Consider the following 13,553-nt stretch of genomic DNA (forward strand, 5'->3'; position numbering starts at 1 on the left):
TATATGAATAATCCTCAGATGGGGATTATTGTCTAAAACACCCCGATGTGCCAAACTGCTCTTATATGTATAAAGATGGCATAAAGGTCTACTGCTCGTGGCAGAGGCCAGATGTCCAAGGGAGTCCACGTGGCACACAACAAGCTGGAGGCAAGCCTCCAAGACCAGCGTAGTCAAGGCGGGCATGGAGCCATTCCCCTCTCCGCTGGCATGCTGCTCGTAACGCTCGGCGTCGTCTACGGTGACATCGGCACAAGCCCCATGTACACCATGAAATCAATCGTCGCCAACAACGGCGGCATCGGCACCGTCAGCGAGGACATGATTCTGGGCGCGCTTTCGCTCGTCATCTGGACCATGACACTCGTGACCACGGTCAAGTACGTTGTAATCGCCATGAAGGCCGACAACCATAACGAGGGCGGCATCTTCGCCCTGTTTAGCTTGGTGCGCAAAGTGGCGCCTTGGCTGATTCTTCCCGCCATGATCGGCGGCGCGGCGCTGCTCGCCGACGGCATCCTCACCCCCGCCGTCACGGTTACCACGGCCATTGAGGGCCTGCGCACTATCGAGTGGGGCCACGCGCTATTGGGTGACGGACAAACCAACGTCATCATTATTACCATCATCATTATCTGCGGCCTATTTGCCATGCAGCGCGCCGGTACCTCGTCGATCGGCAAGCTGTTCGGCCCGCTCATGACACTGTGGTTCCTGTTCCTGGCAGGCGCCGGCCTGTTCAACATGCTCGGCAACCTGTCCATCCTACGCGCGCTCAACCCCATCCGCGGCATCATGTTCCTGTTCTCGCCCATCAACCACTCGGGCATCATGGTGCTCGGCTTCGTCTTCCTGTCGACGACCGGCGCCGAGGCGCTCTACTCGGACATGGGCCACGTTGGCAAGGCAAACATCTATGCATCCTGGCCATTTGTTAAGGCGGCCCTTATCCTCAACTATCTGGGTCAGGGAGCTTGGCTACTCGCCAATAACTCCAACCCCCAGATGCTCGCGATGGATATCGTCAACCCGTTCTATATGATGCTTCCCGAGCCCCTGCGCCCCTTTGCCATCGTGCTTTCGGCCGTGGCGGCCATCATCGCCTCGCAGGCGCTCATCACCGGATCGTTCTCGCTGGTATCCGAAGCCACGCGCCTCAACCTTATGCCGCATCTGCGCATCCACTACCCCAGCGACACCAAGGGCCAGCTCTATATTCCGCTCGTCAACAACATCATGTGGGTCGGCTGCATCTTCATCGTGCTGCTGTTCCAAAACTCCGAGCGCATGGAGAGCGCCTACGGCCTCGCCATTACCGTGACCATGCTCATGACCACGACGCTTTTGACGAGCTACATCGCCGGCATCCTCAAGCACAAGCTGGGCGCCTGCGTCTTTGCCCTGCTCTTTGGTGCCATTGAACTGTGCTTCTTCGCTTCGTGCCTCACCATGTTCTTTGACGGCGGCTACGTCATGATCTTCCTGGCCGCACTGCTGTTTGGCCTTATGTATGTGTGGCGTCGCGGCACCGCCATCGAGCGCACGCAGACGATTCTGCTGCCCGTCTCCAAGTACATTGACCAGCTCAACCGTCTGCGCAACGACGAGACCTACCCCGTGCTCGCCGACAATCTGGTGTTCCTCACCAACAGCCCCGACCCGCTCACACTCGACCGCGACGTGCTCTATTCCATCCTGGATAAGCATCCCAAGCGCGCCAAGGCATATTGGTTCATTAACGTGCACGTTACCGACGAACCCTATACGCACGAGTATTCCGTCGAGACCTTTGGCACGGACTTCCTCTTCCGCGTTCGCCTGGACCTGGGCTTTAAAGTCAACCAGCGCGTCAACGCTTATCTGCGTCAGATCGTCGGCGACTTGATGGCATCGGGCGAGCTGCCGCCGCAACATCACACCTACTCCATCTACGAGACACGCGGCAACGTGGGTGACTTCCGCTTTTGTATGCTGCGCAAGATGCTTGCCCCCGAAACGGACATCAACCGCAATGACCACCGCGTGATGGCCATCAAGTACGCCGTCCGCCGCGCCTGCGGAAGCCCGGCACGCTGGTACGGTCTTGAGAACTCGGCCATCATCATCGAGTACGTGCCGCTGTTTGCCCGCATGCGCCCGGCCGTTAAGCTCGTGCGCACCCAGGTGCCGCTCGAGGTTCAGATCGAAGAGGCCGAGGAAATGGAAGTCGACATCTTCTCGGACGACTTGGTCAACGGCAACGAAGCCGGTAAGGACATGAACGTCGATCCCACCGAGTTGCTCGAGAGCGTCGCCGATACGCCCGAACAGCAACAGCTCGACGGCCTCGAGAACGAACAACTCAACGACGCCAACTTCTAGCGACGTCACAAATCAACGACAGCGGCCCTGCACCTCACGGGAGATGCAGGGCCGCTTTGCATTGCGGTAAAGCTATCGGCTACGAACGACGCGGCTCGGGAACCACGAGCCTATCGGGGCTCGCGCCCTCGGCATCCATCAGGCTCACGTAGCGAATCGACGGATCCCCATACATCGCGTAGTAATAATTGCCCGTGCGCGCGCTAAAGCATCCGGTGTAGATAGTCTTCTCGAACTTGCCATCGCCCATCCTGGACGCTCCCTCGATCATCACCACGCCCTCGAGCGAGCGGAACATGCGAACGACGTTTTCGGTCTCGCTCTCCTTTTGCGGGTAATTGGCATTGAGGTACGCCGCCTTTACAAAACGGCTCGGCGAATAGCAATCGCCCGGAATGCCGCGCATGCCGGCACCGGCTCCATAGGGCTTGAGCTCGGCGCCACGCCATGTCGCCGTCTGCGGAAAATCGCTTGTGGCGGTGATATAGGTGCGTAGGTTTTCCATATGCCACGGGAAGGTCGGCTGATTGGCAAGGGTGTCGACCGGATCGTCGTATACATGCAGGCCGTCAGCCATCATCTCGACCACGATGCTGCGCTGGCTGTCGCCGATAATCCAATGGAGCAGTGACACGCCCAGCCCCTCTCCGGCAGATTTGGCGACAATCACCGTGTCGCGCAGCGCGGCCTCGACCTCATCGACCGTCGAGAACGTCGCTGCCACCCACAGGGGAAACTCATAGGCCGCGATATTGGTCTTGCCGTCGACAGGGCCCTTGGCATACTCGGCATAACCCGGGAAATTGAGACCCGCCACGGCGAGGCCCGCATCGTTGCCGCAATCGAAGAACATAGGGTAGTTCCTGTAATCGATGCACATACCGATCACCGCGTGCGCCGCTGTCGCGTCGTCGATAAACGAATACGGAATGTGAAACCCGCGCGGCATCACGCGAACCTGTTGGCCGTAGTCAAAGCTCCAGTCGAGATTGCGGCCCAGATACATGTGGCCAGAATTATCGGTAAATCGAATACTCGTACACATAGCGCCTCCTAGCTTTACGTTCTTGCTAATTTCATTGTCTCCAAACAAAAAGGCGCTAAACACAAAAGCCCGGACATGACAACAATGTCATGCCCGGGCCAAAAGAGACGAAGTGCGGTGCTTTGGTCCCCTTAGACCAACTTTCCAAGACAGTGATCGATCATATGCTGGATCATCTGTGCCTCAAAGCCCGCGTAGTCGCGGCGGCACTCCTTCATCTTGCCGTCGACAATCTGGTCAAAGGCAACCTTGCACTTGATATAGCGCGTGGACTTGGTGACCTCCTCGTGCGTCAGGCAGCTCTCCTCCATCTTGCTGGCACCCAGGCCAAACACCAGACGGGGGTTGTAGAGCACATGGGGCTCGCCGGCGTCGTCCAGATAGACGCAGACCTTCTTGGTGACGCCGATCTGGTTGGCGGCAAGGCAGCCGGCATCGTCGAGCGACTTGATGGTATCGATCAGGTCCTGTGCCACCGACTCGTCCTCGACGGTCGCGACCTCGCAACGCTGGGACAGAATAGCCTCGTCGTGGCAGAGCTCTTTAATCATACGTTCCTCCATAGGGGTCGTTGTAACTGCTTAAGTATACGGTACCCACACATTTTCATGCGAAAAATACCGTCCGTCTGCTACAAAGCGCCGAACATCAACATGCGAGGAACATCAACCTTTCAAAGGCGATATAGTAGTTGAGTTCGTGTCAATCGGCCTAAACTCGGGGCCGAACAAGGAAAGGGTATGCATGGACGAACTTTTTCACGTCAGTGAGCGCAAGTCCACAATCGGGACCGAACTTCGCGCTGGACTGACAACATTCCTGGCGATGGCCTACATCATCGCCGTCAACCCTGCGGTGCTCTCGGGCGCCGGCATCGATGCGGGAGCGCTCGCCTGCGCCACCTGCCTGGGCGCCGGCATCATGACCATCTGCATGGGCATCTTCGCCAACCGCCCGCTCGCCTGCGCGTCGGGCTTAGGCGTCAACGCGATGATCGCTGGAATCACCACCACCGTCTGCGGCGGTGACTGGCACGTGGCCATGAGCGTCATCTTCCTTGAGGGCGTCGTCATCTTGCTGCTCGTGCTTTGTGGCCTGCGCGAGGCCATCATGGACGCCATCCCGGTTGTCCTGCGTCACGCCATCTCGGTGGGTCTGGGCCTGTTCATCGCCATGATTGGCCTGTGCGATGCCGGCATTATCACCGCTGGCGCCGGTACACTCGTCGGTCTGGGCGACATCACCTCCCCCACCTTCATCGTCGGCATCATCTCCATCCTGGTGACAGTCGCCCTCGCCTGCCGCAACGTCCCCGGCTCGCTGCTCATCGGCATCGTCGTCGCCGTCATCGCCGGTATCCCCCTAGGTGTGACCCAGGCTCCGACCGGTATCATCGCCCCGCTCGATTTCTCGAGCATCGGTGGCCCCATCGCCGACGCCGGCGGCGTGCCTGCCATCGTCAAGGTCCTTACCGACCCCGCGCTCCTCGTCATCTCGTTCTCGCTGCTCATGAGTGACTTCTTCGACACCATGGGCACCGCGATGGCCGTGGCCAAGCAGGGCGAGTTCCTCACCGACGACGGCAACGTCGAGAATATCAAGGAGATTCTGATCGTCGACTCCGCCGCCGCTGCTGTGGGCGGTTTCATGGGCGTCTCCTCCATCACCACCTTCGTCGAGTCCACCTCTGGTGCTGCCGACGGTGGCCGCACGGGCCTCACCTCCGTCACCACCGGCGTGCTGTTCATTCTCGCCGCGTTCTTCTCCCCCATCGTCACCATCGTTTCCAGCGCCGCCACCTGCGGTGCTCTGGTCTACGTCGGCTACCTCATGATGAGCGAGGCCTCCGAGATTGACTGGTCCGACGTATCGCAGGGTTTCCCGGCGTTCATGATTGTCGCCGGCGTGCCCTTCACCTACTCCATCTCTGCCGGCATCGGTCTGGGCTTTATCGCCTACGTAGTCGTCGCGCTCTTTAAGGGCGAGGCTTCCAAGATCAAGCCGCTCATGTGGATCGCAGCCCTCGCCTTCCTCGTCTACTTCTTTGTAGCGTAGCGGCATAGCCTGCTAAAGCAAAACAACAAGGCGCGGAATCGCATCGAGCGGCTCCGCGCCTTTCTTTTAGCGTCTGCCCCCGTGCCAGCGTGCGACAATTGAGGCTGTCAATATCACAACACCGAGAGAAGCCTGCCTTGGAAGCGCATCATAAGCAGATAACCGTTTATTCAGAGTGTGTGGAAGGCGCGCCCGTCATCTACCTCCCCGTGGTTATGGGCGACGGTAGTGAAGTCTACGAGCGCTGCCGAGAGCTCGACTGCCCGCCATTCACCCTTGTCGCCATTGGAGGGCTCGATTGGAATCGCGAGCTGAGCCCCTGGGAATGTGAGGGAACTATACGAGATGCCGAGTCCTTTGGCGGACAGGCGTCTGAGTTTCTCGATGAACTGCTGAATCAGATAATCCCAGAGGCCGAATCATCACTTCCCTGCCCGCCCACCTGGCGCGGCATTGCCGGCTACTCGTTGGCGGGTCTTTTTTCCCTGTGGGCACTTTGGCAAACAGATGTCTTTGAGCGCGCGGCAAGTGCATCAGGGTCGCTGTGGTTCCCCGGCTTTATCGACTACGCGCGAGAGCGCACGATGACAGCCACGCCCGACGCCGCCTATCTGTCGCTCGGTAAAAAGGAAACCAAGACGCCCAACCGCATGATGCGGCACGTACTCGACGATACGCGTGCGATGGAAGAGCTGTTTATCGAGCATGACATTCCAACAACGCTGGAGCTCAACCCCGGCAACCACTTTGCCCAAACTGACCTGCGCATGGCGCGCGGCATCCACTGGATACTGACGCATTAAAAATGGCGTCCACGCGTACATACGCATGGACGCCATTTTTTGATTTAGCTGAACACAACTACTATTCGACAGTCTCCTCGAGTTCAGATACGGCGGGCGTCGAGGATTGGGACATGGAAGTCCTTTCATGATGGAAGGGCGATCAGGCATATCAGATAACCTGCCCGAACGATACGATCCGAACCATTGTACGTGATACGCCATGTCTCGCGCGCGCCGTCACCTGCAAACGGTAACGTTACTTCCAAACGCGCTCAGCAATGCGCTTGACCAGCGCGATCTTTGCCCACTGTTCGTCCTCGGTCAGCTTGTTGCCAATCTCGCAGCTGGCAAAGCCGCACTGGGGCGACAGGTACAGGTTCTCGAGCGGCACGTACTTTGCGGCCTCATGGATACGTTCGACGATAACGTCTTCGTCCTCAAGCTCTGCCGCCTTGGTGGTTACCAAACCCAGCACGACCTTCTTGCCCGGGGCAACGTACTTGAGCGGCTCAAAACCGCCGGCGCGCGGCGTGTCGAACTCCAGATAGAACGCATCGACATCCTCATGTGCAAACAGGTACGGCGCGATGGGATCGTAACCGCCCTCAAAGGCATAGGTGGAGTGGTAGTTGCCGCGGCACACATGCGTGTTGATGACCAGATCGTCGGGCTTGCCCTCGATGGCAGCGTTGTTGAGCGCCACGCCCAACTCGCTTACCTTTTGCAGGTCGACCGGGCTCATGCCGGTTTTGGCGACAAAATCGGTATCGCAGTAGATGCCCCAGGTGCAGTCGTCAAACTGGATGTTGCGGCAGCCTGCTGCGTACAGGTCGGCGATCACCGTGCGATAAGCGGCTGCAATGGCGCCGGCAAGTTCCTCATCGGTCTTATAGACGGCACGCAGGCTCTCCTGCTGGCCGTCGCAGCGATCGAGCGTAACCTCAGAGAACGTCTGGATAGGCGCCGGGATGGTCTGGCGTGCGACCTGGCCCTCTCCCTCAAGCGCCTTGAAAAACTTAAAGTGCTCGACGAACGGGTGGTTCTCGCCGCTAATGGGACCGGTCACCACGGCGGTATCGGCCGTGGTCTCCTCGTCGTGGAACATATAGCCCGTACGTGAGGCACGGCGTTCAATGCCGTTGAGTCCCCACATAAAGTCGAGGTGCCAGTAGCTGCGGCGAAACTCGCCATCGGTAATCACCTGCAGGCCGGCGGCCTTTTGCTTGTCCACCAGGTCGCGAATGGCCTCATCCTCGACGGCCTTAAGACCGGCGGCGTCGAGTTTGCCCGCGGCGTAGGCGGCACGGGCGTCCTTCACGGCCTGCGGACGAAGAAAACTGCCGACGATATCGGCGCGAAACGGCGCGTTCGGTTGAATCGAAGTGCTCATAGATATCTCCCTTTGCATTGGTTGCTTTATCGAGACAGAGTATGGGCGCTCATATGACCATCGTAAAATATACGTTTATAACAGTTTGATATAGATGCTTCCTATATCAGTCTGGACTGTCATAAAGAGACTTGAACCGTGCGGAGCACAGCAGCCTAGATATGCTGACGAATCGCGTCGATATAGGCCCGACCGTAGCGCGTGAGCGTCGTGTTCTTGCGCGTGATGATGCCAATCTCCATGTACTCGTCCACGTCGAGCGGAATCGAGATAATGCCGGGGCCGTTGAGCTCGTGGCTGATCACGCCCGAGCATACCGTGTAGCCGTTGAGGCCCATGGCCAAATTGAACAACGTCGCACGGTCGCGCACGCGGATATTTTTGCGACGCTCGAACGTCGAGGTCAGCTCCTCGGAATAGTAAAACGAGTTGTAGCTGCCCTGCTCGTAGGACAGGAACGGGTAGTCTTCCAGATCCTCGAGCGTCACGCTGGAGCGGTCCGCCAGCGGATGGTCGGCGCAGACGAAGACATGCGGCGTGGCGCAGAAGAGTCCTTCGAACACGAGCTCGTTGGCCGCCAGCATGCGCTCGATGACCTCGCGGTTATGCTCGGATAAGTACAGGATGCCCAGTTCGCTTTTCATATGCGCGACATCCTCGATAATCTCGTGGGTCTGCTCCTCGCGCAGGGTAAAGTCGTAACGCGCGGCATCGAACTCGCGGATTACATCGACAAACGCGTTAACGGCAAAGGAATAATGCTGGCAGCTCACACTAAAGTGCGGCACCTGCTCGGATGCGCCCTTGTACTTGCCCTCGAGTAGGTCGGCCTGGTCGAGTACCTGACGCGCGTAGCCCAAGAAGGTCTCGCCTTCCTCGGACACAATGACGCCCTTGTTGGTGCGCTCAAAGATGTGCACACCCATCTCGTTTTCGAGATCGCGGATCGACGCGGTAATCGAAGGCTGCGACACAAAGAGCCGGCGCGAGGCCTCGGTGATGCTGCCGCATTCGGCAACCTTAACAACATACCTGAGCTGCTGAAGCTTCATGACGTTCTCCCTAGACGTTCGTGGCGCCAAGACCCGCCGCGTCCACCTGGCGCATAAACGACGGCATCTCCCCCGTCGCGGCGCAGGCGGCAATCTGATGCAGAGCCCCGGCGACCGCATCATCTGCCGCAGCGCCGATATGCCAGCGCGCCGCCGCCGTGACGACCTCGTTGGCATTAGCGACTGCAACGGAGTTGGGAACGGCATCGATCATGGGCAAATCGTTATCGGAATCGCCAAATACGGCCACCTCGTCGGGCGTCATGCCCATAGCGCGCGCCAGCTCCAGCGCAGCGCAGCCCTTGTCCCACCCAGCCGGAAGGATGTCAAACAGGCGCACGCGGTTGTTGGGAAACACAAGCGAGATTTCCGGCACCTCAGCGGCAACGCGCTCGCGTAACTCCGCGAGCTCCTCACGCGAACGGGCACTCCAGATATTCGCCTTAAACACCGTCGCATCATCGACGACGGGACGGCACGGAGCCTCTTCGCCTTTGAGCCACGCATTGCCGCCCGACTCCATAGCGCGACACACACGCTCGGGATCGCTCGTCACGCAGTAGGCATCGTTGCCCCAAAAGTCATCGCCCAGGCTATAGACTTTTAGAAATGTATCGTCGGTCTCTTGCTCCAGATAGTCAGCCAAACGCATCAGGGCATCGTTGTCGATTGCGCGCGAGGCGACTACTTCGCCGTCGACAAACATCACCTGGCCGTTACAGAACGCGCCAGTCGAAAAGCACTCGGAACGATTTTTGAACATCCAGCCCATCGCGGACGGCTGACGACCCGAAACCGGACCAAAGTGCAGACCCGCCGCCTGCATGGCATGAATACCCTCAATGGCGTAGTCGCTGACACCGTCATGTCCAGCCGGAATCAGCGTATCGTCCATATCGGTCAGCACAAGTTTGATCATAGAGCCCCCCGTCATTTTCACCGTAACCATTGTAACGACCTGCCAATAAGGGACAGGTTTATTTTGCCAGGTTTTATCTGGGAAAATGCAACGCCCCTGTTGCCACCTACCAAAATAAACCTGTCCCTATTTGGCAGGTGCGCTAGTATAGGGAGCAACAGATTCGATGCGGGAGTGCCGGCGGTGCAAGCCACAAGGCTGAGAGGGCATGGGGCCCAATCCTTTGAACCTGTCAGTTAATGCTGGCGTAGGGAGCATGCCGCCTTTACAGGGGCGCTGTCTATGCACAGCGCCCCTTTTCTATGCCAAGGAGGCATGTGCAGTGATTGATTCGGAACAGCTTAAACAACATATGGTCAAGGCCGTAGAGGAGATTCGCGCCACCAATCCGATGGCCGGCTCCATCACCAACACGGTGACGATCGACTTTGTCGCCAACGCGCAGCTCGCCGTGGGCGGATCGGCCGCCATGGTCTATCTGCCCGACGAGGGCGAGGCACTCGTTGCCGGCGGCGGCGCCATCTATCTCAATATGGGCACGCTCTTCCCCATCTACGAGCAGACAATTCCCCGCGCGGCCAAGGCGGCACACGACGCCGGCAAGCCCTGGGTGCTCGATCCAGTGGGCTTGGGCATCGGCAGCCTGCGCACCCAGTTGGTAAACGAGCTCAAGCAGTACAAGCCCGCTATCGTGCGCGGCAACGCCTCCGAGATCATCGCACTCGCCGGCCTGTGGGGTCTTGAGGGCGAGGCAGCTGATCTGAGCCGTGTACGCGGTGTCGATACCACCGACACGGTAGACGCCGCCCGCGATGCCGCCGTGGCGCTCGCCCGCTACACCGGCGGCGCCGTTGTGGTCTCGGGCGAAGTCGACCTGATAACCGACGGCACAACCGTGGCCAAGTCCCACGGCGGCAGCCCGCTCATGTCCAAAATCACCGGCTGCGGCTGCTCGCAGGGAGGCGTGCTGGCCGTGTACGCCTGTGCCGCCGACCCGTTTACGGCAGCCATCTGCGGCACCGCCGTCTACAACGTTGCCGGCACGCGTGCCGCCGCTGTCGCCGATGCCCCGGCAAGCTTTAAGGTCGCCTTTATCGACGAACTCTACCGCGCGACCGCCCAAGACATTGCCGACAACCGACTCGAGCTCGAGGAGGCATAGGCCATGTCCGATCCCGCAACCAATACCGGCATGAACACGCTCGTCGCCGTCGCCATCGCCCCGTGCGGCACCGGCGACGAGCTGTCCGCCGAGGTCGCCGAGGTCGTGCGCGTCATTCGCGAGAGCGGCCTTCCCAACCGCACCACCTCGATGTTCACCGAGATCGAGGGCGACTGGGACGAGGTCATGCATGTCGTGCGCGACGCAACCTTTGTGTTGGCGAGCAAGGGCATCCGCACCGAAGTCGTGCTCAAAGCCGATATTCGGCCCGGATTTACCGACACCATGACCGGCAAGCTCGAGCGCATGGAAGCACAGATCAAAAAGCAGGAGGAAGCACGATGAGCATCCGCGACAACCTTGATATCTCGGCCTATCTGGTACTCGGCCCCGAAAACACGCTCGGACGCCCCGTGGGCGATGTGGTGGCCCAGGCACTCGACGCCGGCTTTACCTGCATCCAGGTGCGCTCCAAGATGGCAAGCGCCCGCGAGATCATTGCGCTGACCGGCGATGCCGCACAGGCAATCGCACAGGCCGGCAAGACCGGTCAGGTCGCCCTGCTGATCGACGACCGTCTGGACTGCGTGCTTGCCGCGCGCGAGCAGGGCATCGCCGTCGACGGCGTGCACGTGGGTCAGAGCGATATTCCCGTCGAGGTCTGCCGCAAACTTCTGGGCCCCGATGCCATCGTGGGCCTTTCGGCACGCTGCGAGGAGATGCTCGAGTACGTCAAGACCGCCGACATGAGCCTGGTCGACTACCTGGGCATCGGCCCGCTCCACGAGACCAAGACCAAGCGCGATTGCGGACGCGCGGCCGACGGCTCTATCATCACCAAGAGCTTTGAGGACCTGGCCGCCCTCCACGCGGCAAGCCCCGTGCCCATCGTGGTGGGCGGTGGCGTCAAGACAGCCGACTTGCCGCAGCTCAAGGCCACCGGCGTCAACGGCTTCTTTGTGGTGAGCGCCGTCTGCAGCGCCGATGACCCCTACGCCGCGGCCAAGGAGCTTGTCGACACCTGGCAGCAGGCATAGGCTCAGGCCGAGCAACTGATTCGCGGCCTCATATCTTCAGCAATGGAAAGCGCATCCCGGTTTGGACCTCCATTCCGGGATGCGCTTTCCGCATGCGGCTCCGTTGGGAAACCCTATCCCATTCCAGGCGCAAATTCTGGGACGCCGTTTCCAAAACCCGCCGTCGGGGAAACTGCATCCCGTTTTGGATGCCGATTCCGGGGCGCGCTTTCCGCTACGGGCCTCTCGCGGAAACCTCATCCCATTTTTAGCGCCGATTCCGGGATGCGCTTTCCGCCGAGTCCACGGCAGTTTGCTCTACTCTGCCAGATACGCTTCCAGCGCCGGCAAGGTCGCCTCCGCATCGTGACGGCCGATCTGGTAGATGCGCTCAAGTTCATCCGGTTCGCGGCACAGCGACGGCACCTTCACCGATTCGCTCGGCCGTACCACAAAGATTTCGCCGGCAGCCTCGCGACGTGCCAGGTCATCGAGCGTGGCATTGTAGACCTCATGCCGGTGCTCAAGCGCTGCGACAAACTCCGGATAGTGACGGAACACGCGCCGCAGCATGGGCATCACGCTGTTGGGCTGCTTCACAAAGCCCGCCGGCTGCGTGAGTACCACGATATTGCGGTCATACCCCTGCGCAAACAGCCAAGCGCTGGGAATGGAATCGGCCACGCCGCCATCCAGGTACTTGCGGTCCTCAATGGCGACAGGACGCGTCGCCACGGGAATTGCCGACGACGCCCGGATCCACTCGATATCGCGCTCATCGCCATAGGGCAGGTCGTGATAGACGGCCTTGCCCGTCTCGATATCGGTACACACGCACGTAAACCGCATGGGGCAGGCGCGATACGCCTCCAAGTCGATGGGATCGCGCTCGATAGGCACCTCGTGATAGGCAAAATCGGCATTGAACATGTCGCCGGTTCGCAACCAGCTTGCTACACCCGCATAGCGCTTATCGGCGCAATAGGCCTTGTTGTAGCGAATGGCGCGGCCGATCTGGCGCGATTTAAAGTTGTAGCCAAACGCCGCGCCCGCCGAGACACCCACCATATGGTCGCAGGTCAAACCGTGCTCCATCCAAACGTCGAGCACGCCCGCCGTATACATACCGCGGTAGCCGCCTCCCTCGAGTGCCAGCCCCACCGTGCGCGTCGTATCCGGCTGTGCCATGCGACCATCTCCGTTCCTGCGTTTTAAACCGGGACAAGTATACCCGTCAACATATATCGTCTCAGTCGCATTTTCATCGAACATCGCATCGTCGCGCTACCGCCTGTCGAATAATAGCCGTCCACAGCATGTGCACCCATATCCCCGCACTCGAGGAACGCGGCTTTATGGTGACGCTCGACAAGCACATTTGGCAGATTGCGCCCGTCGACGGCGATCATGGCCGCAGCACGCAAATCATTTCATCGATGCTCGAGATGGCGCATTCGCTCCATCTGCCCGTCGTGGTCGAAGGCGTCGAGACAAATGAGCAGGCGAACGTGCTACGGCAAATGGGTGCCCGCGACGCCCAGGGCTTCCTCTACTACCGCCCCATGCCAGCGAAGGATTTTGAGGCATTGCTCGATGGTGGCAATAACAACTGATACGCTCGCGCGCAAAACACCACCGCCGAAGGGGGAATTTGCCTCCATTAGTTAACTTATATCCCCAATTCAAACCGATGTTAGCGTCGGATTATTTTAGCCAAATATAGTCGGCCGAGATTGACCAATCCCGGCCGACCCATTTTAGCCAACAC

At 59.6% G+C, this 13,553-nt stretch carries 13 protein-coding genes and 1 riboswitch; of the genes, 7 read left to right on the plus strand and 6 right to left on the minus strand.

The features are described 5' to 3' along the window. Nucleotides 1-111 precede the first annotated feature (111 nt). Nucleotides 112-2,361, plus strand: a complete 2,250-nt coding sequence (locus I2D57_RS07560) for a KUP/HAK/KT family potassium transporter (RefSeq protein ID WP_195362038.1) — start codon at nucleotides 112-114, stop codon at nucleotides 2,359-2,361. Nucleotides 2,362-2,440: 79 nt separating this feature from the next. On the opposite strand, the gene bsh is transcribed toward I2D57_RS07560, so the two are convergent. Next, nucleotides 2,441-3,406: a choloylglycine hydrolase gene (gene bsh / locus I2D57_RS07565; RefSeq protein WP_195362039.1), complete on the minus strand. Its 966-nt coding sequence runs from the start codon at nucleotides 3,404-3,406 to the stop codon at nucleotides 2,441-2,443. Nucleotides 3,407-3,537: 131 nt separating this feature from the next. After that, nucleotides 3,538-3,957 (minus strand): peptide deformylase, encoded by a 420-nt coding sequence (locus I2D57_RS07570; RefSeq protein ID WP_035137017.1) that lies wholly within the window; start codon nucleotides 3,955-3,957, stop codon nucleotides 3,538-3,540. Between the two features lie 193 nt (nucleotides 3,958-4,150). Here I2D57_RS07570 and I2D57_RS07575 point away from each other — a divergent pair, with 193 nt between their 5' ends. Together I2D57_RS07575 and I2D57_RS07580 are read left to right on the plus strand one after the other, a co-directional pair. Next, nucleotides 4,151-5,461 (plus strand): NCS2 family permease, encoded by a 1,311-nt coding sequence (locus I2D57_RS07575; protein ID WP_022094378.1) that lies wholly within the window; start codon nucleotides 4,151-4,153, stop codon nucleotides 5,459-5,461. 137 nt (nucleotides 5,462-5,598) lie between these two features. Next, a complete protein-coding gene (locus I2D57_RS07580; protein WP_055286629.1) occupies nucleotides 5,599-6,264 on the plus strand; it encodes an alpha/beta hydrolase in 666 nt (221 codons plus the stop codon). A gap of 238 nt (nucleotides 6,265-6,502) precedes the next feature. Here the strand turns inward: I2D57_RS07580 and I2D57_RS07585 are convergent, their stop codons facing one another. The 3 genes from I2D57_RS07585 to I2D57_RS07595 form a co-directional block, all read right to left on the minus strand. Beyond that, nucleotides 6,503-7,636, minus strand: coding sequence for a 5-methyltetrahydropteroyltriglutamate--homocysteine S-methyltransferase (locus I2D57_RS07585; protein WP_229055687.1), 1,134 nt, complete (start codon nucleotides 7,634-7,636; stop codon nucleotides 6,503-6,505). Nucleotides 7,637-7,791: 155 nt separating this feature from the next. After that, entirely contained in the window at nucleotides 7,792-8,688 is an 897-nt protein-coding gene (locus tag I2D57_RS07590; RefSeq protein WP_195362041.1) for a LysR family transcriptional regulator, read from the minus strand. Between the two features lie 10 nt (nucleotides 8,689-8,698). Beyond that, nucleotides 8,699-9,607 (minus strand): HAD-IIB family hydrolase, encoded by a 909-nt coding sequence (locus I2D57_RS07595; protein ID WP_040358674.1) that lies wholly within the window; start codon nucleotides 9,605-9,607, stop codon nucleotides 8,699-8,701. A gap of 160 nt (nucleotides 9,608-9,767) precedes the next feature. Next, nucleotides 9,768-9,878: riboswitch (TPP riboswitch) on the plus strand. A 51-nt stretch (nucleotides 9,879-9,929) separates the two neighbouring features. Between I2D57_RS07595 and thiM the strand changes: the two genes are divergently transcribed. From thiM to I2D57_RS07610, 3 genes are read left to right on the plus strand one after another with little or no spacing between them, the layout of a single operon-like run. After that, nucleotides 9,930-10,769 carry a hydroxyethylthiazole kinase gene (gene thiM, locus I2D57_RS07600; RefSeq protein WP_271745575.1) on the plus strand — a complete coding sequence of 280 codons (840 nt, stop codon included), beginning with the start codon at nucleotides 9,930-9,932 and terminating at the stop codon, nucleotides 10,767-10,769. Nucleotides 10,770-10,772: 3 nt separating this feature from the next. After that, complete coding sequence (locus I2D57_RS07605) at nucleotides 10,773-11,114, plus strand: thiamine-binding protein (protein WP_229055688.1); 342 nt, start codon at nucleotides 10,773-10,775, stop codon at nucleotides 11,112-11,114. Continuing rightward, nucleotides 11,111-11,806 carry a thiamine phosphate synthase gene (locus I2D57_RS07610; protein ID WP_195362042.1) on the plus strand — a complete coding sequence of 232 codons (696 nt, stop codon included), beginning with the start codon at nucleotides 11,111-11,113 and terminating at the stop codon, nucleotides 11,804-11,806. Before I2D57_RS07605 ends, I2D57_RS07610 begins: the two co-directional genes overlap by 4 nt. Nucleotides 11,807-12,103: 297 nt before the next feature. Here I2D57_RS07610 and I2D57_RS07615 read toward each other — a convergent pair whose 3' ends face one another. Then, complete coding sequence (locus tag I2D57_RS07615; RefSeq protein ID WP_195362043.1) at nucleotides 12,104-12,973, minus strand: patatin-like phospholipase family protein; 870 nt, start codon at nucleotides 12,971-12,973, stop codon at nucleotides 12,104-12,106. A 128-nt stretch (nucleotides 12,974-13,101) separates the two neighbouring features. Between I2D57_RS07615 and I2D57_RS07620 the strand changes: the two genes are divergently transcribed. After that, complete coding sequence (locus I2D57_RS07620) at nucleotides 13,102-13,398, plus strand: EAL domain-containing protein (protein ID WP_195362044.1); 297 nt, start codon at nucleotides 13,102-13,104, stop codon at nucleotides 13,396-13,398. Nucleotides 13,399-13,553 lie beyond the last annotated feature (155 nt).

Origin of the sequence: Collinsella aerofaciens (genome assembly GCF_015553355.1) — a bacterium.
GTDB classification, from domain to species: domain Bacteria; phylum Actinomycetota; class Coriobacteriia; order Coriobacteriales; family Coriobacteriaceae; genus Collinsella; species Collinsella aerofaciens_V.

What these genes read in the sequence shown, in the direction of transcription:
- I2D57_RS07560 (WP_195362038.1), top strand. Translation starts at nt 112, where the DNA reads ATGTCCAAGGGAGTCCACGTGGCACACAACAAGCTGGAGGCAAGCCTC.
- bsh (WP_195362039.1), bottom strand. Translation starts at nt 3,406, where the DNA reads ATGTGTACGAGTATTCGATTTACCGATAATTCTGGCCACATGTATCTG.
- I2D57_RS07570 (WP_035137017.1), bottom strand. Translation starts at nt 3,957, where the DNA reads ATGATTAAAGAGCTCTGCCACGACGAGGCTATTCTGTCCCAGCGTTGC.
- I2D57_RS07575 (WP_022094378.1), top strand. Translation starts at nt 4,151, where the DNA reads ATGGACGAACTTTTTCACGTCAGTGAGCGCAAGTCCACAATCGGGACC.
- I2D57_RS07585 (WP_229055687.1), bottom strand. Translation starts at nt 7,636, where the DNA reads ATGAGCACTTCGATTCAACCGAACGCGCCGTTTCGCGCCGATATCGTC.
- I2D57_RS07590 (WP_195362041.1), bottom strand. Translation starts at nt 8,688, where the DNA reads ATGAAGCTTCAGCAGCTCAGGTATGTTGTTAAGGTTGCCGAATGCGGC.
- I2D57_RS07595 (WP_040358674.1), bottom strand. Translation starts at nt 9,607, where the DNA reads ATGATCAAACTTGTGCTGACCGATATGGACGATACGCTGATTCCGGCT.
- I2D57_RS07605 (WP_229055688.1), top strand. Translation starts at nt 10,773, where the DNA reads ATGTCCGATCCCGCAACCAATACCGGCATGAACACGCTCGTCGCCGTC.
- I2D57_RS07610 (WP_195362042.1), top strand. Translation starts at nt 11,111, where the DNA reads ATGAGCATCCGCGACAACCTTGATATCTCGGCCTATCTGGTACTCGGC.
- I2D57_RS07615 (WP_195362043.1), bottom strand. Translation starts at nt 12,973, where the DNA reads ATGGCACAGCCGGATACGACGCGCACGGTGGGGCTGGCACTCGAGGGA.
- I2D57_RS07620 (WP_195362044.1), top strand. Translation starts at nt 13,102, where the DNA reads ATGTGCACCCATATCCCCGCACTCGAGGAACGCGGCTTTATGGTGACG.